Source organism: Bacillus sp. AFS053548 (assembly GCF_002575105.1).
GTDB lineage: Bacteria > Bacillota > Bacilli > Bacillales > Bacillaceae_G > Gottfriedia.
In genome coordinates this window covers 85,155-112,142 of the sequence record NZ_NUHI01000025.1, presented here as the reverse complement: position 1 = coordinate 112,142, position 26,988 = coordinate 85,155, and the positions used below count along the sequence as shown (strand labels likewise).

The following is a 26,988-nucleotide window of genomic DNA, read 5'->3' as shown; positions in this document are numbered from 1 at the left end:
AATAATACGATAATTCAACTATCAGGTGAGAATTCTGGCTAGACCGAATGCAACTGCTGCAGCAATTCCTCCAGTAATCATTGTTTGAAAAGCACTCTTCACAGGAGAAGTTCCTGTAAACCTTCCTTTTACATATCCAAAAATCAGTAATGAAATAAGTGTGACAATAACAGAAACCATTAATGCTGTTGCAGGTTTATGAAAGATAAAATATGGAAACAAAGGAATTACTCCTCCAACAATATAAGAAATAGCAATGGTAATCGCACTGTTTCTTGCTCTTGTCGGCTCCGGCTTTTCTAGCCCCAATTCAAATTTCATCATAAAATCTACCCATTTTTCAGGGTTCTTTTTCATGGTATCAGTAATGGATTTGATTTGGTCGTCTTCAAGCCCATATTCCCTAAAAATTTCAAATACTTCCTCTTCTTCACGCTCTGGTAATTCTATTACTTCGCGCCGTTCACGGGCAAGTTCAGATTCATAATGTTCCGCATCTGTTTTTCCTGCCAAATATCCGCCAAGTCCCATTGCAATTGACCCTGCTGCTATTTCAGCTCCACCGGCTGTGAGAATTAATGCTGTTGTATCAACAGCACCGGACAAACCAGCAGCTAATGCAAACGGTACTGTTAATCCGTCTGACATACCAATTACAACATCTCGAATGAAGTCAGATCCAGTAAAATGTTCTTCCACGTGATGTAAGTGTTGATCCATTTTTTCACCTCCAATTTAACTTATGTAACACTAATAGAATAAAAATTGATTAATCACCACAAGTTTTAATTAAATGGGAGATTAAGTTAAACAAATGATGTTGTCTCGGCATAAACCCAATTCTTATTATGCTAATAAAAACATATAAATATTTCAGATATGAGGTTTAGTTTATTAAGATAAAGGAGTTTTTATGGGAATTCACGATAATGAAGTTATTGGATACGAGGTGGAATTAGCGAACTATAAAATAATTCTACATACTGTATCGGAAATTAATAAATACATAGATGTTCTATTTACAGATGTACTTGCTCATTATTTTGAAACTCAAATACCAGGAAGTATATTATTTGGTATAGATGAATCGGATATTTCTAAATTTTGTGCCGAAAATTAAGATTTATTAGAAAAGAAAAAAAGTCTACGGCTGGCCAATTTTTTTACGAAGATGTGATTGAGTTACAGAGTTACTTAATAAAAAATAGATATAAATACTATGAGATTACAGCGTCTAATGGTCTCAGTAGTTGGATATTAGCGAGAAATTACGAAATGAATGAATCAGAAAAATAATCAATTAAACTGTCGAGCAATACTTTGTTTTGATCATGAGTTGCTTAATTGCAGCTTTTTTTATTGAAGTAACTGGCAGGTTTGTTGAATAGTATAAAACTAATTTGTTCATTTAATTGGTTAGCAAGAATTTATTATTGGTTATTTGAATTAAATAATTTTACAATACAAAACATAAACTTAATATCTGTTATAAGTAAAAATATATACATTATGATATTCTGCGAATTTAATAAAAAGAGAGGTGTTTGCTATTGCAGGAATCTCAATTTTCAGAAAACCACCATTTTAAAGTTCCACGGGGAGCATTCTTATTGACGGTTCTAGTCATTGGTACGCTTCTTAGTATTATTTCGGAAAATTTAACACTAGGTCCTAGTTGGACAATAGTTACTACCGTAGTTATTCTGCTTGTACCGATGGTAATAAGTATAGTTCGAGGACATCATGGATGGACCCGTGTTTTGTCCCTTAGTATCATAGGAATACTTACGTTAGGTTTAGGCAGCAGCGTGTCATTTTTGATTTATGCATTGTTTCAACATACTGCTAGTGCTGCAAGTTTATTTCGGAGTGCAGGCTTGCTTTGGATTATCAATATTGGGGTTTTTGCAGTATGGTATTGGGAAATCGATAGAGGCGGTCCGTTAAAGAGGCATAGTGGAAAAAGTGAACCAATCGATTTTTTATTTCCTCAAATGACCTTAGATATCCCTGGATGGGAAAAATGGACCCCGTCATTTTTTGATTATTTATATCTTGCTTTCAATACAAATACAGCATTCAGTCCAACCGATACGATGGTTATTTCCAAAAGGGCAAAGATTTTTATGATGATTCAATCATCTATCTCGCTCCTTATAGTAGCTGTTTTAGCTGCACGAGCAATTAATATAGCCTGAGTGAACAGCTTTACCGTCTTTAGTAATCCGTGAATTTTGTAATAAACACATTCGTTAGTTTAATATGGTTTTTAAAGTCGATTTCCAAAGAGGAAGTGGGCTTTTTTGTTTTCACATATCAAAAAGCTATCAAAAGTTGTATTTAGGTTAGAAAATAAAATAGTTGATATTAAAATACATATTTGAGACATAAACAATAAGTTTGGTCCAATTTTTTAGTTTATTAAACAAATGCATGCTTTAGTTGTATAGACTATTTGGTCGATTTTTTTGTTCAACAAAATGGCAGTTTAGTTGCATAAGACATTTGTGAAAATGACCTATACAATGAAAATAAAGATAATTTTTAAGCGGAGGACTTATGGAACTTAATGATGAAATTTATGATAGAATAGTTGAACTTTCTGAGGAAGGCGATGCTTTATTTGAAACACAAGATTTTGTTGGTGCCATTATTAAATACAAAGAGGCTTTTGAATTAATTCCTGACCCTAAATATATGTAGGAAGCTAGTACTTGGGTTTTTACCGCAATTGGGGATGTGTATTTTCATCTTGAGGATTATCACGAAGCAAAGAATTATTTTTATGATGCTTTTAATTGTTCTGAGGGAATGGGAAATCCATATATACTATTGAGGTTGGGTCAGAACTTATATGAAACCTGTGAAGAAGATAAGGCGAAGGAATATTTATTGAAAGCCTATATGTTGGAGGGACAGGACATATTTGAAGAGGAAGACCCAAAATATTTAAAGTTAATTCAAGAGTTTATATAGGTAGGGGGTATTAAAATTGAAAATATCAAATCCTGAACTTGAGCAGATGATAATTTCACTATTCGACAAGAGTAACCAGGAATACGATTTAGGAAACTACGAAGACTCAATTAGATACCTTGAAGAAGCTTGGGATGCTTTACCCGAGCCTAAGGGTATCTATAGTGATAGTTATCATTTTGCATTTTATCTAAGTGAAACTTATCTCCAGATAAATAATTTTAATAAAGCCAATAAGTGGGCAGAAGAAATTTTCACCTGTGGTCTTGATAGAATTGATTCAGGTGAAAGAGAATTTCTATCTGGAAAAGTAGCGTATGAAATGGGAGATATAAATGCTGCAAGCCAGTACTTTAAGATAGCAAACGAAAAATCTGAGGGAAGATGTTTTATAGATGAAGACAAAAAATATATAGAATTCTTCAAACAAAAGTAATACTGCTATATGCTTCTATATAGAAACTTTCCTTGTTCAACTAACGCATGCTTTAGTTCCATAAGAAATATCCATAAATATCAACGCTTAATCGAATTAATAATAAATGATCAATAAATATAGACTATGTAAATTTATTATTCTTATCAAAAGAAGCAAATCGAAATATAAAATTCAGAACAACTGAACCTACTATACTTATAAATATTAGATAGCCAATATAAGTAAGATTAGCTACATTTTCAGAGGCTGCTTCTGTTGCGAATCCAATAATAATGAATAATGGGTAGCTCACTGGAAAAACGATGAGAAAAGATAAAATATAAAGTATCGTACTGGTTTTTAATTTCATATTAGTTTTCCTATCATTTATAAAATTAATTTTTAATTCATTAAATCATTTTAACTAAAGTTGTTAATTTCTTGTTCAACTAAACTGCCATTTTGTTGAATAAAAAAACGAGCTGCGAACAACTCGTGATCTTCAACTAACGCACAATTTAGTTGCATAAGAATTTCAAATTCTTATTATTTATCATTATTCTTTTTTATTAATAAAGCTCGATAGAAATCTATCTTTTATTTGATTGGCAACAATTTCATCAAATTGTTTTATTCGATGATATAGTGGTCCATTTTCTTAATGGTTCATTTTCAAACCGGGAAAGACGATGTAGTCACCAGAGAAATGATATCGGCACATTCGGCCAAAAATGGTCATATATTTTACAAATCGTGGCCACTCTCAAAATTGTGGCCACACTCGCTTCAACTATCCGTCAACCCTACCGCTGAACCGTTTGATCGCTTCCTCGGTCACCGGCTCGAAGAGGTTTACAAGGTTGCCGTCGGGATCACGGAACAACATAGCACGGTTCCCCCACGGCATCGTGGTCGGTTCCTTCACCCACTCGTCAATAAATGGCTTTAAACGTTCGTATTCGGCATCGATGTTGTGGATTTGAAATTCGATGATAACAGTGTGATTGCTGGCCGCTATTGCGGAACCAGTGCCGAACAGTGGTACCGTCTGCGAGTGGCCGATTGCCAGGGTGCACGATTTCAAAACAAGTTCGGCAAAGACAGGCGCGGGGCGTTCCGCCGAAACACTCAAGACTTTTTCATAAAACTTGACAAGACGATCCAAGTCGTCGGTAATAATGCGAACAGAAGCAAAATTCACTAGATAACACCCTTCCTAATAAAATATCGTATCATATCATTTTTGGCCAGAACCAGCGATGCTATCGTAAATTGCAAAAGGTTACGAAGTCCTGTTTTTTCCATTTTAAGTAACCTAATTTGCGAGTTAACGGACGTTCGTTGGTTCTACCCAGGTTTAAAACTGTAAAAGATTTAATCAATAATTATTCCATTTTTGGTTTTAGGACCCATCCTTCCATGTCTGCCTACTGTGCAATTGGTCCATAGTTATATGAATTATCCTTTGCAAGACATACTTCGCATTTATCTCCCACTCCTTTGCGTTTGCTTACTCCAATTATAAAAAAACACTACTGACAACAGTATGTCAGTAGTGTTTTAACATTTTTTTGACTTCCTCACGAATCCGATTTCGGAATGATTCAGGCTCCAATACAATCACTCCCGCTCCCCAGCCAAGCACCCATTGTAGCAATTCGTCTAGTTGACGAACGCGTAAGATCACATGCAATCCATCTCGATGCTCTTCCATATCCTCCATATATTGATGGTTCGACTCCCTCACTTTATCTACGATGTCATGGTTAAATCGAAGGCGTACTCGCAAGTTCCTATCATCCGGAGGGGTATACTCCCTTAAGTTAAAATGCGACGCCAGTTCGAATCGTTCTTCCAGATCGATAAGTTCCGTCATTCGGGACAAGCGGAAGTGGCGAATCTCTTGGCGCAGATCACATCGAGCTACGAGCATCCACGATCCTTGAATGAGCACCAATCCATAGGGAGCAACGGTACGAACACTATGGTGCTTCCCCTCGGAATCTGCAAGTCTTTTTGCATAATGAAAGTTTATCTTTCGCTTGTCTAATATCGCTCGACGGATCTTTTCTAGATATTTCTTTTCTTTTGACGGCGTAACCTGTTTATCGGAAATGAGCAAACGCATAGTTTTGAGTACATGAGAAGTTTCATTGCGAACGCTAGACGGAAGAATGGCCTCGATTTTGGCACGAGCCGCTTGAGCCCTGGCACGATAATCATCATCAAATTGTTGTTCGATAAAGTCTGTTCCAATCAGTAGGCTCACGGCTTCTGGTACCGTAAAACTGATAGGGGGAAGGAAATAGCCTTCCATTAAGGAATATCCTGTCCCAGGGGCTCCTATGATTGGCACACCAGCTTCACTCAGCGCCTGAATGTCGCGGTAGATGGTTCGCACGCTAGTTTCAAATAGGGTTGCCAAATCTTCGGCACGTACAACTTCTTTACGTTGCAACTCCAGCACAACGGCTAACAATCGGTCTGTTTTGTTCATTGGTTCCCCCCTTGAATGTTTATTACAAAATAATATACCACATGTTCTTCAACTAAACTGTCATTTACTTTAATGAAAAAGAACAGCCCTTGGCTGCTCTTGATCTCAACTAATGCATGAGTTAGTTATATAAATTATAATAACAACTTATTTTTAATTAATTATACTATACATATCCACTACTATAATTTTGGGGGGAATTGCCTTTTTTACATAGAATTTTAGATAATCCTTATACAACTAAAACTGCATTATGTTGAATAAGGAATTGAAGTTCTTGGTCAAAAAGAAGATTTTTGAGAGAAACAAGGCTGGGTAAGTTATTGGCATATAAGAATTATGCGCGAACTAAATCTAGATTCTTATGAAGCAATTGAGTACGCAAAGCTTAATGAAGGAGTGGTTCAGCCATCAAAAACAAGCATTAACCCGTATTATTTAGGACTTAGAATGTTTGAAGATATAGAAGAGCAATATAATAATCCAACAAAAGAAATGCATAAGTTAGGTGTTAAACCTGGAAGCGGAAGAGAAAAAATGTTTGAAGTTCGTGAGTTAGAGTCTGATAGTTCATTTATCCGAAACTACTTAACTAAAGAACTCGTAATGAGAGAAGATATGTATTTATTCCAGCGACAAGGTAAGGAATATAAGGTTACCGATAAGGCATGGGAAAATGTAAGAGATCAACTTGTAGTTAGCCGGGGAAATGGAGGATTCCCATATATCGTTGTTCAAGAAGGAGATTATTTAAAAAATGGCGAGCTTTATTTGAAGCATTCCTATGAAAATATGGAACTTGATGTGAAGTATGTCGAGAAGGTAATGCCATATATTCATCAGTTGTGGGGTAGAGGGGTTCATTTGGAGACGAATATTGAGAATAAGTCAGTGTTGTTTAGTTATGATGGGAAGAATATTCATCGGAAGTATATTTAAAGCCACCTTTTTTAGGTGGTTTTCTTAATGGATTAATAAGAAAGAGGATAAAACAACTATTTTATAGAATGTTTATGTAACATATATTGTTAAATTTTGTAAAATGGAGTGGGGTATATGAAGGGGAATTCAACTATTATTGGTGCAGCAATTATAATTGGATGCGCTATTTTAGGATTGTTTTTAATGTTAACTTTTTCAAATAATAAAAACAATTTATCAAAAAATTCGAATGAATACAAATACGAAATGATTCCAGTGAACGAGAATAATGTAATTATATTTAATAAAGAAACTGGAGAATATTGGAGAAAATTTTTACCGAATAATGAGGGACCTACAAAGTGGGAAAAAGAAGAGTCACCAATTTCAAAATAATAAAAACTTATTAATTATCAACTATAGCATGTGCTTGTTGGTAAACGATTGTCTACTTGGCAGTCTTTTTTATTTTACCAACGTTAATTTATCACAAAAGAACGTAATTTTTGTACTGATTTGATGGTTCTCAAAGAGGTGATTTTTGTTAAATCAACCTTATAAGGAGGAAGGTAGTGTGTCAAATGAAATAAAGAGTTACATCGACTATCAAATGATAAAAATTCCAGGAGGAGATATAGAATTAAGAGACGATCGAATAAAAAGCAAATGGAATACTGAAATAAAACCGTTTCTTCTTGCCAAGTATCCTGTAACTCTGGGTCTATTCAATGCTATTACAAATAAATCAACTAATACTTTTGAGGGAAATCTAAAACCAGTTGTGAATATTTCTTGGAACGATGCAATTTCTTTTTGTAATCTACTATCACTGAAAGCTGGACTAAAAGAGTGCTATTCTATAAGTTATGATGGTGAAGGCATAGTTTGTGATTGGGAATCAAATGGCTATAGACTTCCTAAAGAAGCTGAGTGGCAATATGCATGTAAAGCAGGGACAACTGGTTATAGATACGGAGAGCTTGATAAAATTGCCTGGTATAATGAGAATTCAGAAGATAAAATCCATGAAGTAGGAAGAAAAGAACCTAATGCATGGGGTCTGTATGATATGTTGGGGAATGTTTGGGAGTGGTGTTGGGATTTATATGATGAAGAAGTATACGGATCCTACCGAATTTTTCGAGGAGGTAGCTGGGCTGAAGTGGCTAGAGGTTGTGGGGCTTCATGTCGTCGTCGAAGCCATCCATCATTTTGCATAGATGACCTTGGATTCCGTCTTGCCCAATCTTTTTAAGAAAAGAAAACATATTTAAGTTAGCATGTATTTTTAAAAATCAATTTTTTTCTTATTGAACTACTATGGAAGTGCAATAAAACTTCCATCCACTGTTGTGAATCCGAGGATTCATGTTTGGCTAACGCATGCTTTAGTTGAACAAGAAATAGAGGATGATCATTTACGGGGCTGTTTTACAAATATCAATAGTCCCTTTACCGATTATCCTCTATGTCAATCTATGGTAGGTATGTCGTAGAAGGCATTTATTATAAATATTGAATATTATTATTTCATTATAAATGCGATGACTCCAATTACAATACATAGAATTCCGCTTAAAAATTGCCCTAACCCTGATGCTTCGCCATTAAGTAAAAAATTGAATATGTTTTTACTTTTTTTATTTTTACCGAATAAGCCATCATCGGTTCTCATACGATAAATTCCCCAAACTATTAAAACTACCCCAATAATAAATAGTATAAAATGCATATATATTCCTCCATTGTTGTTTAATTTGTGGAACGTTTCAAAAAGTTATTTGTCATCTTCATCAAAAATAAAAGTTTCCTCAATTGATAAATTAAAAACTGAAGCTATTTTATAAGCAAGTAGCACAGATGGATTATACTTTTGTTTTTCTAAAGAGATGATTGTTCTAGAAGATACACTCACCTTTTCTGCTAATTCTTGTTGTGTTATTCCATATTCTATTCGCAATTCTTTTACTCGATTTTTCATAAATCCTCCGAATCAAAGGACAAGATTATAATATTTTCTAGACCCAATTTCACTAATAATTAATGATAATAAAATAACAAAGAGTGCAGTATTTGTTGGGATTAGCACAAAATTAGTTAAAAACATAAGGATGATAATTTCGCATATAAGAATAAGCATGGAAAAGCGAGCAACTTTCCCATCAATTAAAGCATCTCTTTCGTCATATTCTTTTGATAATTCCTTTTCTAACGATTTATTCTTTCGGGATTTAATATAAGAAATTGTTGAGTACAACAAAATTATTCCACCAAAGAATGTCATGGTATATCCGAAATTATGTCCTACTCGCGTATCGAAAATTATTTGAATGATTCCTAATATAATTATCAAGAACGAGACCAAAAAGCGATGTATGAATAAATTTTTCAAACATACCTCTCCTTTCTAACTTTCCATTAAGTGAAGTTAACTTCACATGAAGTTAACTTCATATTAACCTGTCACAAACCAAGGGTCAAGAGATAAATAAATGTACCTTAATTAACGAACTATTTCGTCATTTGGATTTTTGTAGTTTCAAATTGTTCAACTAAACTTAAACTGTCATATAGTTGAGCAAGAACTATTAATTTTCTTAACATAAAGGATTACGTAGATCTTTAGGAGAAACAAGGCTAGGCAAGTTACTGGTATATCCGCATCATGCGTGAACTAAACCTTGATTCAAACGAAGCAATCGAATACGCAAAACTAAACGCAGGAGTAGTACAACCATCGAAAACACATTAACCCATATTATTTAGGACTAAGAATGTCTGAAGATATTGAAGAGCGATATAATAATCCAAGCAAAGAAATCAGAGAGTTAGGTGTTAAACCTGGCAGCGGTCGAGAAAAAATGTTTGAAGTACGAGAGTTAGAGTCTGATAGTTCATTTATACGAAACTACTTAACGAAAGATCTTGTCATGCGTGAAGATATGTATCTATTCCAGCGACAAGGTAAGGAATATAAAGTCACTGATAAGGCATGGGAAAATGTACGAGATCAACTTGTGGTTAGTCGCGTAAATGGAGGATTCCCTTATATTGTAGTCCAAGAAGGAGATTATTTAAAAAATGGTGAGCTTTATTTGAAGCATTCCTATGAACATATGGAACTTGATGTGAAGTATGTTGAGAAGGTAATGCCTTATATTCATCAGTTATGGGGTAGAGGGGTTCATTTAGAGACGAATATTGAAAATAAGCCTGTGTTGTTTAGTTATGATGGGAAGAATATTCATCGGAAGTGTATTTAGGACCACCTTTTTTAGGTGGTTTTTATTTTGCCAATTTTAGGAATTTAAGTGAAACTACGCCTATGTATTCGCCAATCGACGAGTTTTCTGTCTGAATAAATAAGTTTTTCATCTGAAATATAAGAAAATCTTATAATTCACCTTTATTATCAAAATTTCTAATTATATTCGAAAATTCTGATAATGTATACTGATAATAGTAAATGGGGAAGGAGCTCGAATGAGGTCGAAATTTGATAGATTATCAGTTAAGTAAATATCAGCTAGAACACATCGGAACCTGATCAAAATCTATCAAAATATTATATTTTGTTTTCTGGAGTACTGGATAAATGGGAATCGAAAAAGCAATTTTTAAGATGGAGCAGATGTCATAAACCTATCCAGGTATTTATGAAGGATATATCGTTTATACAAACCAAGATAATCCATCGGAAAGTGTTGGTTCGTAACGAAAGAGTTATAGCAATTAGTCTTCTTACAATAAAATTAAATGGATGGGGAGAACTGGGGAATGAAGAAAAAGCAAACTAAATTACTAGTTGGCGCGCTAACTACTAGTATCGTATTTTCACAAGCACAAATGGTTAACGTATCTGCACAAAGCCCAACAAAATTAGATGAAGCTGTAGCAAATCTTAACACAACCACTAATAGTGACACTAATACTAACGAAGAAAGCAAAATGAATCTAACTGCAGAACAACGTCAAGCTCTTGAGAACATTGATAAGTTCAATGCACAAGGACTTCAGTTATCTGACGACGTGAACTTAGATAGTTCAAAACCTGTGTCAGTTATCGTAGAGTTCAAAAGCAAACCGAAGAAAGTTGCTTTACTTGAAGCAGCTGCAAACGGACAATCTCTATCTTCTACAACAGCACAAAGTGATGTAGATTCAGATCATGCAACATTTGAAACTGATTTAGACAATGCATTCCAAACAAAGTCAGATGGAACGTACAAAGTAAATCGTACATTCAAAACTGGATTCAATGGTGTATCACTACAAGTTCCTGCAAACAAACTACAAGAGTTAGTAAAATCAGGAGCAGTAAAAGCAATCTATAGTAACCAAACTATTCAACTAAATGACCCTAAAATACCAGATTCACAAATCGCTTCTACTGGAGTAGATACACATGGAATGGCAGCAGAACGTTCTTATCTTAAAATTGACCAATTACACAAAGAAGGTTTCACAGGTGCAGGCATTAAAGTAGGTATCCTTGATACTGGGATTGACTACAACCACCCAGACTTAAAAGACGCTTACAAAGGCGGTTATGATTTCGTTAACAATGATAATGACCCAATGGAAACAACATATGCTGATTGGGTAAAAGCTGGCAAACCAAGTATCAATGGTGGTGGTGCTGAATCTTACTACACTGAACATGGTACTCACGTAGCAGGTACAATTGGAGGTCGTGGAAAAGCGGATAGTAACTATTCAACGACAGGTGTTGCTCCCGACGCTAGCATTTATTCATATCGCGTACTTGGTCCAGGTGGTTCAGGGACAACGGATGCAATCATTGCTGGTATCGATAGAGCTATAACTGATGGAATGGATGTAATCAATCTATCGTTAGGTGCACCTTACAATGATCCGTTAAGCCCTGAAAGTATCGCACTTAACTATGCAGTACTAAGCGGTGTAACATCTATCGTTGCTGCAGGTAACTCTGGAGATGCAATGTACACTGTAGGAAATTTTGGGAATGCTGCTTTAGCATTATCAGTTGGTGCAAGTGATGTGCCAACAACGATCCCAACAATGAAAGGTAACGACGATACTGCGAGCTATGGAATGCAGTTATTAGCAAAAGGATTTGACGATGATTTAAATAGCTTAAAATCTAAATCATTCCCAATCGTAAACGTGAATTTAGGCCAATCTTGGGATTACTGGGGTGCAAATACCAGAGTAGACGGAAAGGTTGTATTAATTCAACGTGGTACAAATACAATTAACGATAAAATTTTACAAGCAAAAACTCGCGGCGCTGCTGCAGTAATCATTTACAACAATGCTGATGGTATAATGCCTTTCTATTTAGCAGAGGGCGAAGATTTTGTTCCTTCATTTAATCTATCAATGGCAGATGGTCTTGCATTAAAACAACAAGTCTTAAGCGGCAAAACAACATTCACTTTTAGCGATTTAAGTTCAATCACAACAAAAGGTGATGAGTTAGCATCATTCAGTTCACGTGGACCATCTCGAGTAACTTATGATATTAAACCAGAAGTCACTGCACCAGGTGTAAGTGTGTTATCAACTGTTCCTGGATACGTTCATAGTCCAACTAATCCGACTGATTATTCTCATGCATATGATCATATGTCAGGAACATCAATGGCAACTCCGTTTGTAGCAGGTGTTGCAGCATTATTAAAACAAGAGAACCACAATCTACAACCAGAAGATATCAAAGCTCTACTAATGAATACAGCTGACCCATTAAGCAAAACTTACTCTGTATACGAAGTTGGTGCTGGACGAGTTGACCCTTACCAAGCTTTACATTCTTCTGTTGAAATTAAAGTAAAAGATAAAACACCAATCGTAATCAATGGTGAACAACAAGACATCAAAGAAACAACAAGCGCATTAAGTTTCGGTAACGTAGCTTACAATGGCAAAGATTTAGTGAACACTCGTGCAATGACAATTGAGAACAATAGCCTTACACCAAAAACGTTTGATGTGAAAGTTACGTATCAAACAGATGTAAGAGGTTCAAAAGACGCAGTGAAAAACGGTGTATCAGTTTCCTTAGACCCTTCATTCAAAGTACCAGCGTATGGAAAAGTGACTAAGAATGCAATTTTAACAATCCCGAAAGCTGCTGAAAAGGGTATCTATGAAGGTTATGTAACATACACAAACCATAACGACTCAACTGAAACATATCGTGTTCCATTCGGAGTTCATTTCGTTGAAGAAGGAATTAAAGACTTTACTCTTTCTCGTAATTCACTCACGAATGACCGAAATCAATTAACGAGTCCGATTATGAGTCCATCTTTATCTGCAACAATGACACTGAATTCTCACATGAGATACGTAAATGTAGTCCTTTCTGATGCAAAAACAGGTGAAGACTTAGGTATTGCGAATACATTCGATGGAATGTATTACGAAGAAGGTAAAACAAACTATTTCGTTCCGTTCTCAGGGTTTATCTATCCGTTTGCTGATAAAGAACACAAAACGATCAACAAAGTTGCAACATTACCAAGAGAAGGTCATTACAAACTGAAACTTGTTGGTGTAAATGATGCGGGTCAAGAATTTGTGAATGCCCAAGATCTGTTCATTGATAATACTGCTCCTGATAAGTTTGAAATGAAAGTACAAGGGGAAAAAGAAGGAAGTCCTTTCGTTGAATACAAGAAAGGTACAACATCAATTCCTGTTACAGCTTCTATCCATGATCAAATGGTTGATCAAATGAGAGCAGCTGGCATCAATATTAATCAAGGTACAGCTGGAATCCCTTATGCTTGGAACAGTAATTCAATCAATGGAAAACTAAAATTAGATGAAAACGGAAACGGATCGGACAGCGTTGCAGTTCAGACAAACTCACCGATTACACAGGTGCTATTTGTTGGAGGCGACCAAGGAACGAATGCAAACGCTCAAGAAATGTACTACCTTGTTGAAGATACTTATTCATATGTATATGGTATGCCACAAGGTCCGACTAGACATAAACAAATGATTACACATGTTGGAGATACAAGAGCAACTACACTAACTGCTTATAATGTAACAAAAGTAAAATCAGCGGATTATACTTTCTCTGCTAATTCAATTGATACAAAATTTGAGAGTATTAAGTTAAATCCTGCAGCTGAGGCATTATGTGGAGTTTTATCAACAACAACAACAACTGCTAATACTGTTAATGGCCCAGTAGTTACAGTAAAAGCAACAGTTACGTTTGATGGTTCTAAAGAAGTAACAGGCGACATCCCGATGGTTGATGTGGCAGTTAAAATTCAAGATATTCAAAAACCTACTCTAGGTTCAAGCTTACTTCTTAATTCTACAAAAATCACAGACGTTAACGGTGGCGTAACACAACCTTGGGGAACATTCCCTGGAATCGTGATTTTACCGAAGTTTGCTGCTCTTGGTGGTTATGTATATGCTCAAGGTTTATTTAAGAATGGTAAGTTTGATTCAACCGTAACTAGATTACACAACAGCAGGATTAAAAGCGTACGTTCAAGATAAAGATGGAAAAATATATAATGGTACAATTGCTAAGAATGGTCAGTTCTATGTAAATGGTTTACCAATTACTCATGATGATATGTCAATTGTGTTTGATGTCCCTGGACACTTTACAACATACACAGATTTCCATGGTATGTACGAAAATTTAGATGGGGAAGAATATGGTGTATCTGGTTATATTGGTTCTGATGTTTATACAGCTACTGGTGGTGACGTAAACAAAGACAACGTAATCGACATAATGGACGCACTGGCTATCCAAACATATTGGGGAACAAATAAACGTAGTGCAGATATTAACAACGACGGAACAGTTGACGTTAATGACTTTGCTTATGTGTACTACAATTACGGACTTGGTAACCCAACAAATCCAAATGCAAATCCAAAAGCTAAGAAAACGTACAAAGGTCAAACGTTAGAAAGTATTATTAAACAATTAGGTCTAGATAATTAATTTAATTGTAACCTGGATAGCTTCTGCTGTTCAGGTTACTCCATTTTTTAATATTTAGGTTGAGCACTATCTATAACAGTTAATAAGTATAAAGGTGCTACTTTAGAATCAGTTAAGAGTCAATTGGGATTACAATATTAGAAAGCTCTGGAAAAAAATTCAGAATTTGTCTTCACACTGTAAGTCTGTTCTCAATACTTGAGAACAGGCTTTTCATTATATTTAAAATAATTGTAAAAAAAATAATAAAGAAAATATAGTTTGTAGTATACTAATAACGTTGTTAGAAGGAGAAGATTATGAACATCGAAAAATTGGAATATCTAGTCGAAGTCGCCAAAACGGGATCCTTCTCGATTGCTTCACAAAATCTCTTTGTGAGTCAATCCGCTATTAGTCAATCGATTGATAGTATCGAAAAGAAATTAAATGTAAAATTGTTCGAGCGTTCCAGAGGTAGAGGCCATAGTGCCATACTTACGCATGATGGAGAAGAGCTTGTTTCGATTGCGATAGAGGTATTTATAAAATATCAAGAACTAATTGAAAAAGCACAATTAATTAATAATAAAGTAAACGATAAATTGAAAATATCTACTACTCCAGGTTTTTTTGCCGTACTTTTAAACCCAATATCAACTATTAGAGATGATTATCCTAAAATCAATATCGAGATTTTTCAAAAGCCAGGTCAAGATATTATTGAAGATATTTTAGAAGATCGAAGTGATATCGGTGTTTTGCCATTTATTAAGCATTTACTAGTAGATGATGATCGCCTAGTTTACCATAATTTATTTGAAGCAAAAATGAAATTAATGGTAAATAAAAACTCTCCATTAGCGGAAAAATCATTTGTTACACCACAACAAATTATAAACGAAACACTAATTACTTATGATGGAGAATTCATTCATTGGTTTAAAAAACTTTTCTATAGGGAATTTGGCAATATGACTGAGTTATTTACCACTACTAATACTGATACATTAAAAAAAGCGGTCGAAGAAAACTTAGGCGTATCATTTGTTCCAGCCTTCAACGGGGTTAATTACAATTTGAGTGATGACATTATAATGTTGGATATTGTAGAATATGATGCTGTAAATCTTCAATATGTATGGATTATGTCTAGTAATAAGGAATGTTCAAGAATGATAAAAGACTATATATCGAGATTGAAGGTAGAACTAAATTCATAATGTATTTTATAAAGTGGGTGATATGATTCATCCGCTTTTTTGGTTTGAGACAAGTGTGACTATGTTGGTAAGGGATAATGTATTTATTATTTATACGAAACTACTTTACTAAAGAACTCGTAATGCGTGAAGAAGTGTATCTATTCCAGCGACAAAGTAAGGAATATAAAGTCACTGATAGGGTATGGGAAAATGTACGAGACCAACTTGTGGTTTCTTATATTTTAGTTCAAGAAGGAGATTATTTAGAAATCAACAGTTTAGAAGGAGAAAAATAAGAATGAATGAATTAATTGTTTTTAGTGAACTTCATAAATATTTAAACGGTTTAGGCCCAATGAAATGTACAATGGCGGCAAAAAGTCTGTCGTTAGGGTATAAACCTATTTCCTTTAGTGGCGCGTCTAATAAATTTGCGACTCTGAATGGAGAAAAAAAATACCATTGCTTAATTCTGCATGTAGATCCAGGAAATCCAGAATCTAGTAGAGGGAAGTCTATTCAAAAAGAAGTACAACAAATTTTAAATTTTGAAATTAAAGAAATGAGAAATTTCCTCCTTAAAAAGCATGAAATATATGTTCCATTTGAAGTCATAGATTCAAAAGAGAAGATGGAGCTATTAAAAGCTATTATAAAGAATGTATTTAAAATTTTTTTTAGATAGAAATTAAAATAACATGCTAATTGTTAAGGGATGATAATATGTGAAAAAGGCGTTGCTTAAGAGCAATGCCTTTTTTTGTAAATTCCCATTTTAAAAATTAATCTTTTAATTAAGTAATTAAATTAGAATTATCATTTATTATATTAATATACTTTCTAAACCTTGGTCTAAATTATAAAAGAGAGAACTAAAGGCAGAATGTGTTCCCTTTCAAAAACATAGAAGGGGGTTGTTTATTAATGCGTAAATTAAGAGTTATAAATGCTTTGAATACGACTTATATCCTCTCCCCATTAAAAAGCATTGATTTTTTTTAAGGGAAATTTAAGGTACACAATCCAAAATGAGCCTATCAAATGAAATTAGGAGGAGTAAAAAAATAAATAAAACAAGCTCTAATACAAACGATCAATAGTAGAGTAAGTTTGCTGTTTAAACGAAAGACATGCCCTGATTTTCTTAAAATGGTTACAAGATAGTAGAGGTTCTGAGGATATGTGAAATTCCGAAATCGCATGTATCTCAATAAAGAATAATCGGGTATATATTCATATCAATCTCAATGATGGAGAGGAGAAAAGAAAATTGAAAAAGTGGGTTATTATTTCAGTTATTGTTGTTGTTGTTGGAGGAGGAAGTGGTTGGTTCATATATAGTAAGAGTCAAGCAAATCAAGCCCAAAATGTGATGGCTACTGCACAAACAATTACGGCACAAAAAGGAAAGTTAGAAGTAGCTGTTACTGGATCAGGTTCCGTAACTGCAAATACTGACGAAGATGTTACTGCGGCAAATACAATTTTTGTCGTGGATAGTGTAAGTGTTTCATCTGGGGAAACAGTAGATAAAGGTGATACACTTGTAACATTTAAAAACGGTGATGTTGTTACAGCTCCAAAAGATGGGGAAATTACAAAGGTTTACGTAAGTAGCGGTAGCGGAGCTTCACAAGGAAAAGTACTAATGCGTATGGAAGATGAAGAGGGAGTTATATTACCGATTACAAAAGAAGATAGTGGCAGTTCTTCAGATAATTCAGGTACTGGAAATACTGGAGGTAGTAGTTTAGTAGCGGATACTGTAAATGTAAAAGAAGGCTCTGTTGTAAAAGCAGGTGCAACACTTGTGAAATTTACAGATGGTAGTATTTTACAGGCACCAGTTGCAGGAACAATTACTAGTCTTGATGTGAATAGTGGAGATTCTGTTCAAAGTTCTGCGACATTAGCGCATATAACAAATTACAGTTCTTTGGAAACAACAATCAGTGTTGATGAATTAGATGTCACAAAGGTAAAAGCTGGACAGTCAGTAAAAATAACAGCAAGTGCTTTTGAGGGGGAAACTTTCGATGGGATTGTAACGAAAGTAGCAAATGAAGGCACATCGACAAACGGCGTTTCAACATTTGATGTAACTGTAAAAATTAAAAATCCAAAAGGTTTGAAAATTGGAATGTCAACAGAAGCAAGTATTTTAATACAAAGTAAAGCAGACGCGCTATATGTTCCAGTAGAAGCAGTGTATAAAAATGGAAATGAAAAATATGTACTAGTTCCTACATCTACAGATGATTCTGGAGAATCTACAAAGAAAGTTACCGTAAAAACTGGTATTTCAAATGATACAAATGTAGAAATTACAAGTGGATTAAGTGAAGGAGGGTCTATTGAAATTCCGAGCGTTCAATCTAGAGGTAATTCTGGTGGATTTATGATGCAAGATGGAGGATTCCAAGGTGGTGGCTTCTCTGGCGGCGGCTTCTCTGGCGGTGGTTTCGGGGGAAGAAATTTTGAAAGAAATCAAACAGGTGGCGGACAAGGAGGTAAATAATGACTAACTTTGAGCCGATTATTCAAATTAAAAATATGACGAAAATGTATGAACTTGGCGGAGAAACGGTAATGGCTCTTCAGAGTGTATCTCTTGATATCCAAAAGGGTGATTTTATATCAGTGATCGGTCCATCAGGTTCAGGGAAGTCAACTTTTATGAACATGATTGGATGCTTAGACCGACCAGATTCTGGGAGATATTTGATTGATAATGAAGATGTAGGTCAAATGAAGAGCTCGCAACTAGCGACTATACGAAATGAAAAAATTGGATTTATTTTTCAAAATTTTAATCTAATACCAAAGTTAACTGCGGTAGAAAATGTAGAACTCCCTCTTATTTATAGAGGGATGAAAACGGCTGAACGAAGAGAAATTGCTCTTTCCGCGTTAAAAAAAGTAGGATTAGTAGATCGAGCGAATCATTTACCTACACAATTATCTGGGGGGCAGCAGCAGCGTGTCGCAATTGCGCGTGCCCTTGCTGGAAGTCCTCCTATTTTACTAGCAGATGAACCGACTGGTGCTCTTGATAGTAAAACAAGTAAGGAAATTTTGGAGATTATGAATTTGTTAAATGAGCAAGGACATACGATTATTCTAATTACACATGATTTAGATGTTGCAAAACAGGCAAATCGTGTTGTACGAATACATGATGGCCAGCTATACGAGAATGGTGGTGAATGGTTTGCAGACACTGAGAATGGCGCTTAAGAGCATTAAAGGAAATAAAGTAAGAGCGTTCTTAACGATGCTGGGTATTATTATCGGTGTATCCTCCGTTATTGTGATGGTTGCGATTGGACAAGGATCAACGAAAGAAGTGCAAGATCAAATAGGAAGCTTAGGTACAAATGTATTAACAGTTAGTGTTACTGGTTCAGATGTAACTTTTAAAGAAGATGATGCCAATCAACTTAAGGACGTTAGTGGTGTAGAAGCAATTGCTCCGACTGTTTCTGGAAGAGTAACTGTAAAAAACGGACAAACGAACGCACAAGTATCAGTGACAGGAACAACTTCACCTTATTTAAAAGTTCGTGATTTGGAGCTGCAATCAGGGCGGTTTATCGCAGACTTAGATAATGATAATCACTCAAAAATAGCAGTACTTGGCTCAAGCACAGCACGAACATTATTTGGTTTTGGGAATCCAGTTGGTCAATACGTTAAAGTAAATGGAACATCATTTAGAGTCGTTGGGGTACTTCAATCAGTTGGTAGTTCATTAGGTTCAAGTGGGGACAGTACGATTTTTGTTCCGCTTAGCACAGCTCAGCGCTTGGCATCTACTACTTCAATTGGATCTGTCTATGTAAAAGTAGAAAATGAAAATATGATTAATTTTACATTACGTAGAATCGAACAAAAGATGTTTACGATTATTGGTGATGAAGATAGCTATAGCGTTTCAAGTCCAGAGGATTTAATGGAAACTGCCTCATCTGTTAATAAAACGATGACATTAATGCTAGGCGGAAGTGCTGCGATCTCACTTATTGTTGGCGGTATCGGTATTATGAATATTATGCTTGTATCGGTTTCAGAACGCACAAAAGAAATCGGTATACGAAAAGCAATTGGAGCAAAGCGTGGAAGTATTCTTCTTCAATTCCTCATTGAATCAATGGTATTAAGTTCACTTGGTGGAATTATAGGAGTTGTTATAGGTGTAATAAGTGCCAAAATATTTACTATAACGACAGGAACAGCAATTGCATATTCTGTTCCGGTTATGCTGTTATCATTTGTATTCTCTTTATTAGTGGGAATTGTATTTGGTGTTTTTCCAGCAAATAAAGCGTCTAAACTTGATCCTATTCAAGCGCTTCGATATGAATAAAAAGAATAAAGAGGTTGTCCCAAAAGTAAAACTTTTAAGGGGCACCTTTTTTTGTGTTTAAAAAAGAAAATCGTTCATTGTGATTAAATAAAGAGACTTTAGTAAGTTGGTTATCTAATAAAATAGTATTTTAGGTTTCTATTCAAAAATATCAGAATAGTCTATAATTATGGTCGTAACCTGAATTCAACCGTAAATAATAAAAAAGTGAAAGGTGAGTTTTATGATCCACTGTGAATATAGTGGATCGGACCCAATTGTAAAAAAGTTTAAGTACAACTCAATTGATAAGGAGGTAAACGACGTGGAAGAATTAATCTCAGAATTGGTTGAAAATATGAAAGGAAGTTTAATCAATATTAGACGTGATATCCACTGTTTTCCAGAGATAGGATGGACGGAATTCCGAACCTCATCTCTTATTGCTGATTTCTTATCAGAAATGGGATTTGAAGTGAAAGTAGGAAGAGAAATAATTGTACCTAAATCGAGAATGGGTGTCCCGGATGAAAAAACGATACAAAAAGCTAAAGAGCGGGCATTGGCATTTGGGGCAAATTCATATTGGATTGAGAAAATGGAAGACGGGTTAACTGGTGTAGTAGGCATTTGGGATACAGGGCGGATTGGTCCAACACTTGCCTTCCGATTTGATATCGATGCATTGGAAATTTTTGAGGATAGAGGATCAAATCATTTTCCATGGAATCAAAATTTCCGTTCGAAAGTAGAAGGCTATATGCATGCTTGTGGACACGATGGCCATATCGCAATTGGGTTAGGAATGGCACAATTGATTTCAAAAATGAAAGAGAAGTTATCAGGAAAAATTAAGCTCATATTTCAACCTGCTGAAGAAGGTGCGCGTGGTGCGAGAGCGATGGTTGATTCGGGGGTCTTAGAAGATGTTAATTATTTCTTTAGTGGTCATATTGGTGTAACGGCAACAAAACAGAACCAACTTGTCTGTAGCGTAACCGACTTTTTCGCGTCAACCAAGTTTGATTTAGAACTGGAAGGTGTGCAGGCTCATGCTGCATTAGCACCACATGAAGGTAGAAATGCATTACTTGCGGCATCTACTATTACATTGCAGTTGTATGCAATCTCACGTCATGGATTAGGGGATTCAAGAATAAATGTTGGAGTTATTCAAGGTGGAGAAGGTCGAAACATTATTCCAGCACATGCAAAGTTAAAATTTGAAACAAGAGGAACGACCAATGAGGTTGATCAATATATGAAAAATGAGTCACTGCGTATCATACAATCTGTTGCTCAGATGTATGGGATTAAGGAACATACCGAAGTGGTAGGACGTTCGATAATAGCAGATTGTGACTCTGATCTTGCGAATCTCGTATACGATATAGGTTCAAATGTTAAACAAACTAGTGAGATTATTATTTCTCAGCCTTTTCTTGCTTCAGAAGATGTAACATATATGATGAAAGAGGTTCAAAAGAATGGTGGAATGGCTACTTACCTATTATTTGGCACTGAATTGGCAGCAGGTCATCATAATTGTGCATTCGACTTTAACGAAAAAACAATTGCGTATGCAGTTGAAGTTTATGGAAACTTACTTGTACATTTAGCCGGCTAATGAACTAGAGAGAGGAGAAAGGAATATGTTTTTTCTTGCAATAATCAGTTCTTTTTTGAATGCAGTAAATGCGTTGTATGCAAAAAAAATAACAATGCAAATGAAGGATAATAATAGCTTTATTGTAACATCTTTTCTAGTGGTCACCATTTTGTTAGGCTGCGTAATGCCGTGGTATTATTCCTTTTCTGTTACTCCAGCTACAATAGGTTTATTAATCATTGTGATTATTTTAGATGCATTGTCTAATGTATCATTTTTCTTAGCACTAGGACGAATAGAAGTATCTCAACTTGCAGTGTATACTGCGTTGACTCCTTTATTCACGTTTATTCCAAATAGCATATTGCACGGATTCGATATACATATTTTAATTCCAGTCTTGCTTATTGTGCTTGGTGTATATTTTCTGAATGTAAGAGGTAAAAACATGTTATCTCCATTAGTAGAAATAAAAAAACCAGGGAATTTATTAGGGGTTGCAGCTGCAGTTTCTGCTGGACTTAGCATGGTTCCTACACAACAATTGCTCGTTCATCAATGGATAAACGCCCCTACACTTTATTTTTTCAGAGCGAGTGGGATTGCCCTAATTATCTATTTAATCCATCGTCCGAAAATTTGGTATCCTAAACTGAATATGCACCTTTCGATTCGTGGAGTGCTTGCGATTACACAATGGATTGCATTGTTTGCAGCCTTAAAGATTGCCAATGGGACGCTAGTTGTAGCTTTAGCCTATACTTCACCAATATTTGCATTGTTTTTAGCAAGAATTTATTATAAAGAAAAAATTACAGCAGCTAAGTTGATTGCCTGCTGCATTACCATTTTAGGAATTTTATTTATTTTAGAGTAGTGGAGGAAACGATGAAAAAAATCCGTTTAGGTTTACTAGGATCTGATGATTCGATTGACGTTATTCAATCTGTAATAAAGGAATACCCTGAATTTGAATGTACCCCTATCATCTATTGGAGAGAAGAGGAAATTGTTAACCTTTTAAGTCCTATTGCAAATGATTTTGATATTTGGCTCTTTTCAGGCAAGGTCCCTTATGCAATAGCAAAAAGCTGGGGTGGAATTACAAGACCCATGTTTTTTACACCCCACACTGGACCGAGTCTCTATAAAACTTTGTTACAAATATTTTATCATAATCAGATTGCAATGGAGCAAATTAGCTTTGATAACTTCCATTATGATGAACTCAAAAGTATTTTAGATGAAGCAGAGATTAAAGCCAATCATTTATTTTTGAAATATTATGAAGGAGAAGAAGTTGATGCAAAGGTACTTGCGGGATACCATTATGAGTTATGGAAAAGTGGGAAAACGAAAGCAGCAGTTACATGTCTTCGATCGGCACATATCGAACTTGAGAAAATGGGTGTCCCTGTTTATCGTGTACTTCCTGCTAAGTCAGCTATTGAATCAGTACTAAATTTAGCACTTCGAACCTATGAAATGTTACATTTTAAAGAAAGTCAAATTGCAGTTCAAATGATCGAGATCGACTCTTATTTTGGATTGGCGAAGGATACTTTTTCGACTGATGAAATCTACAAAATAGAAATTAAAATGGCAGAGAAGCTTCTTGTTTACGCGAATAAAGTGCAAGGTTCACTTAAATCTGCTGGTCCCGGTAGATATGTCATTTTTACAACCCGAGGGCTTTTACAGGATATAACGAATGAATTTTCTATTATACCGAATTTGGAAGATCTTGAAGAATTAAAGAAAGAAGTCATTACTTGTGGAATTGGAATCGGTAAAACGGCTTACGAAGCAGAAATTCATGCCGGAAGAGCTTTATTTCATGCTAGAGAGTATGGAAAAGGAAGTTGGATGGTTGCTCTGGATAATCAAACGATCGCAGGTCCATTGGGACGAGAAGAACAAATTACCTATTCCTATGTTTCAAAAGAACTGCAGAAAATAAGTGAACAAACTTCGCTAAGTATTTCAACACTTAGTAAGCTGGAATCTATTCTTAAAAAAATAGGAAAGAGTGAAATTGGAGCTCACGAGCTAGCACAGTATATGCAAATCATGCCGAGAAGCGCGCGTAGAATTTTAAAGGAATTAGAGGAACAAGGAATTGCTCAGGTTATTGGAGAGGAAACACCTTATTCACGTGGAAGACCTAGAAACATTTATAAAATAACCCTATGACGATAAGTAGATAAACTTATCGTTTTATTATTTTAAATTTAATTTTCTGAATATTATTACTTAACAAAATAAATATTTAATGATATAGTTATGGTCATAGCCATAAATAGACCTAAAATATAAATTTTAATAGGAGGACAAATGATTAATCAGGATCGATTGTGGAATCGCCTTATGGAATTAGGGTCCATTGGAAAACAAGAGTCTGGGGGAATTACTCGTTTATCTTTTACTGAAAATGAGAGAAAAGCTAAAGAACTGCTTTCATCCTATATGAATGAAGCCGGATTAAAAGTTTACGAAGATACCGTTGGAAATCTTATTGGACGTAAAGAGGGAATTAATCAAAACGCACCGGTTGTACTGGTAGGCTCACACATTGATTCTGTCTACAACGGCGGAAATTTTGACGGTCCACTTGGCGTTCTCTCTGGGATTGAAATACTCCAGACGATGAATGAGCAGGGGATCAAAACAATTCATCCAATTGAAGTTATTGTCTTTACAGATGAAGAAGGGGCAAGATTTAGCTTCGGAATGATTGGGAGCCGAGGAATTGCTGGAACTCTCACCTTGGAAGAACTTCAAAATAAGGATCAACAAGGGATAACTGTAGCGGAGGCAATGAGACAAGCAGGTTATGATCCATTATTAATTGATCAGTCAGTCAGAAGTATTGGATCAGTAAAAGCCTATGTAGAATTACATATTGAACAAGGTAAGGTGCTTGAGAACGATAATTTATCTGTAGGTATTGTTACAGGCATCTCTGGCCCGTTATGGCTTAAATTCATAATTGAAGGTAAAGCAGGACATGCCGGAGCAACTCCAATGAACGACCGTAACGATGCCTTAGTTGCTGCCTCCCAGATTATTCAGCTAATTGAAAAGGAATCTTCAAAGACAGGTTCAACAGTTGGAACAGTTGGTCAATTGCAGCTGTTCCCTGGAGGAATCAATATAATTCCTGGTAAGGTTGAGTTTACCTTGGATCTACGCGATGTAAATGAAGTAATTCGTGATGAGGTTGAGAATCGAATAGTAGAAGGGGCAAAGATATTATGTGAACAGCGTGGTGTAGGATTACAAATTGATGATTTGCAACGTATTGCACCTACATTATGCTCTAATGAAATTCAAGATTTAGCAAAATTAGCTTGTGAAACGATTGGTGTGGAACCATTTTTTCTCCCAAGTGGAGCTGGGCACGATTGTATGCAACTTACAAATCTCTGTCCAATAGGGATGCTATTTATCCGTTCAAAAGATGGAATAAGCCATAATCCAGCTGAATGGAGTTCTAAGGAAGATTGTGCAGATGGTGCAAATGTACTTTATCATACTGTACTTCAGTTATCTAATAATGAATAGAGGGGGATACATTAATGCAAACAATATCATTAAATAGTTTAGTAGCGCAAACAAAAGAAGAAGTAATAAAGTGGAGAAGGCATTTCCATCAGTATCCGGAGTTATCTTTTCACGAAGAAAAAACAGCTCAATATGTGTATGATACACTTCAAACTTTTGGGAATTTAGAGATATCTCGTCCAACAAAGACGAGTGTTATGGCTCGTCTGATTGGTTCTCAGCCCGGGAAAGTGCTAGCAATTCGTGCAGATATGGATGCTTTACCAATCGAAGAAGAAAACACTTTTGAATTTGCCTCTACAAATCCAGGTGTGATGCATGCTTGTGGGCACGATGGTCATACAGCAATGCTTCTAGGGACAGCAAAAATACTTACTAGTTTAAAAGACAAAATCAAAGGTGAAGTTCGCTTTTTGTTTCAACATGCTGAAGAGTTGTATCCTGGTGGTGCAGAGGAAATGGTACAAGCAGGAGTAATGGATGGAGTTGATATGGTAATTGGTGCTCATCTTTGGGCTCCTATGAAGCTAGGTACAGTAGGTGTAGCTTATGGACCGATGATGGCTGCTCCAGATACTTTCTATGTTACTGTTGAAGGTAAGGGTGGACATGCAGCACTTCCTCATGACACGATCGACTCGATTGCTATAGCTTCCCAAGTTGTAACGAATCTTCAACATATCGTTTCTAGAAATACTGATCCGCTTGATAATCTAGTAGTTTCTGTTACCAAGTTTATTGGAGGTACAACTCATAACGTAATCCCAGGTTCAGTTGAAATCTGTGGAACCGTTCGTAGTTTCAACGCCGACCTTAGGAAATCGGTTCCTGACCTTATGGAACGAATTATAAAAGGAATTACTGATGCTCATGGGGCACAATACAAATTTGATTATGAGTTTGGATATCGCCCGGTTATCAACGATGAGCAGATTACGAAGGCTATTGAAGAAACAATTCTAGAAGTGTTTGATGAAAAGACTCTCGACCTTATGAAACCAAACATGGGTGGTGAAGATTTCTCTGCTTACCAACAAAAGGCACCAGGCACTTTCTTCTATGTGGGAGCAGGAAACAAAGAAAAAGATATTACTTATCCGCACCATCATGCACGTTTTACAATAGACGAGGACGCTTTGGAAATTGGTGTAAACTTATTTGTTCATGCTACATTTAAGCTTTTAGATTAATAGACTTATAGTTAAGTAGACCCTTATTTTACAAGGTTCTACTTAATCTAAACTTTTATTTTTCTGAATATTAAAACTAATATAAATTTAAAATTGAAAGTGGGGAACAATTTTTGAAAATCTATCATTTATTAGCACTTATTCCATTTATTGCTATTCTGGGCTTTTCATCTTGGGCAAACCACGTTGAGCCATTTGTATTAGGAATGCCTTTTCTCCTTTTTTGGGTTGTATTATGGACTGTTTTTTCAACACCAGTTATGTGGATTATCTTTAAATTAGATTCAGCTAATAAGGGGGACAGATAGG

At 35.4% G+C, this 26,988-nt stretch carries 26 protein-coding genes and 3 pseudogenes; 23 read left to right on the top strand and 6 right to left on the bottom strand.

The genetic code is table 11. From position 1 onward, the window contains the following. Nucleotides 1–21: 21 nt before the first annotated feature. Nucleotides 22–720 (bottom strand): VIT1/CCC1 transporter family protein, encoded by a 699-nt coding sequence (locus CN946_RS13345; protein WP_098861557.1) that lies wholly within the window; start codon nucleotides 718–720, stop codon nucleotides 22–24. Nucleotides 721–913: 193 nt separating this feature from the next. Between CN946_RS13345 and CN946_RS13340 the strand changes: the two genes are divergently transcribed. The 5 genes from CN946_RS13340 (at nucleotide 914) to CN946_RS13325 (ending at nucleotide 3,412) form a co-directional block, all read left to right on the top strand. Next, entirely contained in the window at nucleotides 914–1,120 is a 207-nt protein-coding gene (locus tag CN946_RS13340) for a hypothetical protein (protein ID WP_098861556.1), read from the top strand. Nucleotides 1,121–1,610: 490 nt separating this feature from the next. Next, a complete protein-coding gene (locus tag CN946_RS13335; RefSeq protein WP_141546913.1) occupies nucleotides 1,611–2,198 on the top strand; it encodes a DUF1345 domain-containing protein in 588 nt (195 codons plus the stop codon). 361 nt (nucleotides 2,199–2,559) lie between these two features. Next, entirely contained in the window at nucleotides 2,560–2,703 is a 144-nt protein-coding gene (locus tag CN946_RS24035; RefSeq protein WP_353616197.1) for a hypothetical protein, read from the top strand. A gap of 27 nt (nucleotides 2,704–2,730) precedes the next feature. Further along, on the top strand, nucleotides 2,731–2,976 hold the full coding sequence (locus CN946_RS24030; RefSeq protein ID WP_353616198.1) for a tetratricopeptide repeat protein: 246 nt from the start codon (nucleotides 2,731–2,733) through the stop codon (nucleotides 2,974–2,976). Between the two features lie 16 nt (nucleotides 2,977–2,992). Further along, nucleotides 2,993–3,412, top strand: a complete 420-nt coding sequence (locus CN946_RS13325) for a tetratricopeptide repeat protein (RefSeq protein ID WP_286133926.1) — start codon at nucleotides 2,993–2,995, stop codon at nucleotides 3,410–3,412. A gap of 772 nt (nucleotides 3,413–4,184) precedes the next feature. Here the strand turns inward: CN946_RS13325 and CN946_RS13315 are convergent. Both CN946_RS13315 and CN946_RS13310 read right to left on the bottom strand, forming a co-directional pair. Next, nucleotides 4,185–4,595, bottom strand: a complete 411-nt coding sequence (locus tag CN946_RS13315; RefSeq protein WP_069035347.1) for a VOC family protein — start codon at nucleotides 4,593–4,595, stop codon at nucleotides 4,185–4,187. Between the two features lie 348 nt (nucleotides 4,596–4,943). Then, on the bottom strand, nucleotides 4,944–5,891 hold the full coding sequence (locus tag CN946_RS13310; protein WP_098861553.1) for a helix-turn-helix transcriptional regulator: 948 nt from the start codon (nucleotides 5,889–5,891) through the stop codon (nucleotides 4,944–4,946). Nucleotides 5,892–6,197: 306 nt separating this feature from the next. On the opposite strand from CN946_RS13310, the pseudogene CN946_RS13305 reads away from it, so the two are divergent. From CN946_RS13305 to CN946_RS13295, 3 genes and pseudogenes are all read left to right on the top strand, one after another. Then, nucleotides 6,198–6,830, top strand: a pseudogene (locus CN946_RS13305) (SpoVR family protein); the annotation flags it as partial. Nucleotides 6,831–6,947: 117 nt separating this feature from the next. Further along, nucleotides 6,948–7,208 (top strand): hypothetical protein, encoded by a 261-nt coding sequence (locus CN946_RS13300; RefSeq protein ID WP_098861551.1) that lies wholly within the window; start codon nucleotides 6,948–6,950, stop codon nucleotides 7,206–7,208. A 214-nt stretch (nucleotides 7,209–7,422) separates the two neighbouring features. Further along, entirely contained in the window at nucleotides 7,423–8,067 is a 645-nt protein-coding gene (locus CN946_RS13295) for a formylglycine-generating enzyme family protein (protein ID WP_176547324.1), read from the top strand. 270 nt (nucleotides 8,068–8,337) lie between these two features. On the opposite strand, the gene CN946_RS13290 is transcribed toward CN946_RS13295, so the two are convergent. The 3 genes from CN946_RS13290 to CN946_RS13280 are packed head-to-tail and all read right to left on the bottom strand — an operon-like array spanning nucleotide 8,338 to nucleotide 9,204. Continuing rightward, nucleotides 8,338–8,550: a hypothetical protein gene (locus tag CN946_RS13290; RefSeq protein WP_483295393.1), complete on the bottom strand. Its 213-nt coding sequence runs from the start codon at nucleotides 8,548–8,550 to the stop codon at nucleotides 8,338–8,340. A gap of 39 nt (nucleotides 8,551–8,589) precedes the next feature. Then, complete coding sequence (locus CN946_RS13285) at nucleotides 8,590–8,793, bottom strand: helix-turn-helix transcriptional regulator (RefSeq protein WP_098861548.1); 204 nt, start codon at nucleotides 8,791–8,793, stop codon at nucleotides 8,590–8,592. Between the two features lie 12 nt (nucleotides 8,794–8,805). Continuing rightward, nucleotides 8,806–9,204, bottom strand: coding sequence for a hypothetical protein (locus CN946_RS13280; RefSeq protein WP_098861547.1), 399 nt, complete (start codon nucleotides 9,202–9,204; stop codon nucleotides 8,806–8,808). 249 nt (nucleotides 9,205–9,453) lie between these two features. Here CN946_RS13280 and CN946_RS13275 point away from each other — a divergent pair. The 15 genes and pseudogenes from CN946_RS13275 to CN946_RS13205 all read left to right on the top strand — a co-directional run. Next, nucleotides 9,454–10,075: pseudogene (locus CN946_RS13275) on the top strand (SpoVR family protein); the annotation flags it as partial. Nucleotides 10,076–10,589: 514 nt separating this feature from the next. Continuing rightward, nucleotides 10,590–14,327 carry a S8 family serine peptidase gene (locus CN946_RS13270; protein ID WP_176547320.1) on the top strand — a complete coding sequence of 1,246 codons (3,738 nt, stop codon included), beginning with the start codon at nucleotides 10,590–10,592 and terminating at the stop codon, nucleotides 14,325–14,327. Between the two features lie 79 nt (nucleotides 14,328–14,406). Further along, entirely contained in the window at nucleotides 14,407–14,787 is a 381-nt protein-coding gene (locus CN946_RS13265) for a dockerin type I repeat-containing protein (RefSeq protein WP_098861545.1), read from the top strand. A 299-nt stretch (nucleotides 14,788–15,086) separates the two neighbouring features. Then, nucleotides 15,087–15,989, top strand: a complete 903-nt coding sequence (locus CN946_RS13260; protein WP_098861544.1) for a LysR family transcriptional regulator — start codon at nucleotides 15,087–15,089, stop codon at nucleotides 15,987–15,989. A gap of 89 nt (nucleotides 15,990–16,078) precedes the next feature. Further along, a pseudogene (locus tag CN946_RS13255) lies at nucleotides 16,079–16,252 on the top strand (stage V sporulation protein R); the annotation flags it as partial. Between the two features lie 17 nt (nucleotides 16,253–16,269). Continuing rightward, nucleotides 16,270–16,656, top strand: a complete 387-nt coding sequence (locus CN946_RS13250) for a hypothetical protein (RefSeq protein WP_098861543.1) — start codon at nucleotides 16,270–16,272, stop codon at nucleotides 16,654–16,656. A 585-nt stretch (nucleotides 16,657–17,241) separates the two neighbouring features. Next, entirely contained in the window at nucleotides 17,242–18,489 is a 1,248-nt protein-coding gene (locus CN946_RS13245) for an efflux RND transporter periplasmic adaptor subunit (RefSeq protein ID WP_098861542.1), read from the top strand. Further along, a complete protein-coding gene (locus tag CN946_RS13240; protein ID WP_069032889.1) occupies nucleotides 18,489–19,208 on the top strand; it encodes an ABC transporter ATP-binding protein in 720 nt (239 codons plus the stop codon). The genes CN946_RS13245 and CN946_RS13240 overlap by 1 nt, the downstream gene beginning before the upstream one ends. Further along, complete coding sequence (locus CN946_RS13235; RefSeq protein WP_483295392.1) at nucleotides 19,183–20,337, top strand: ABC transporter permease; 1,155 nt, start codon at nucleotides 19,183–19,185, stop codon at nucleotides 20,335–20,337. Before CN946_RS13240 ends, CN946_RS13235 begins: the two co-directional genes overlap by 26 nt. Before the next feature lie 304 nt (nucleotides 20,338–20,641). Beyond that, nucleotides 20,642–21,943, top strand: a complete 1,302-nt coding sequence (locus CN946_RS13230; RefSeq protein WP_218012660.1) for an amidohydrolase — start codon at nucleotides 20,642–20,644, stop codon at nucleotides 21,941–21,943. 25 nt (nucleotides 21,944–21,968) lie between these two features. Beyond that, the gene (locus tag CN946_RS13225) at nucleotides 21,969–22,802 is read left to right on the top strand and encodes a DMT family transporter (protein WP_098861541.1); all 834 of its coding nucleotides are present in this window, start codon (nucleotides 21,969–21,971) and stop codon (nucleotides 22,800–22,802) included. An 11-nt stretch (nucleotides 22,803–22,813) separates the two neighbouring features. Further along, nucleotides 22,814–24,118, top strand: coding sequence for a helix-turn-helix domain-containing protein (locus CN946_RS13220; protein WP_098861540.1), 1,305 nt, complete (start codon nucleotides 22,814–22,816; stop codon nucleotides 24,116–24,118). 141 nt (nucleotides 24,119–24,259) lie between these two features. After that, on the top strand, nucleotides 24,260–25,489 hold the full coding sequence (locus tag CN946_RS13215; RefSeq protein ID WP_098861539.1) for a Zn-dependent hydrolase: 1,230 nt from the start codon (nucleotides 24,260–24,262) through the stop codon (nucleotides 25,487–25,489). Between the two features lie 14 nt (nucleotides 25,490–25,503). Next, on the top strand, nucleotides 25,504–26,679 hold the full coding sequence (locus tag CN946_RS13210) for a M20 family metallopeptidase (protein WP_098861538.1): 1,176 nt from the start codon (nucleotides 25,504–25,506) through the stop codon (nucleotides 26,677–26,679). 113 nt (nucleotides 26,680–26,792) lie between these two features. Further along, complete coding sequence (locus tag CN946_RS13205) at nucleotides 26,793–26,987, top strand: DUF3311 domain-containing protein (protein ID WP_056471596.1); 195 nt, start codon at nucleotides 26,793–26,795, stop codon at nucleotides 26,985–26,987. Nucleotide 26,988: the final 1 nt, after the last annotated feature.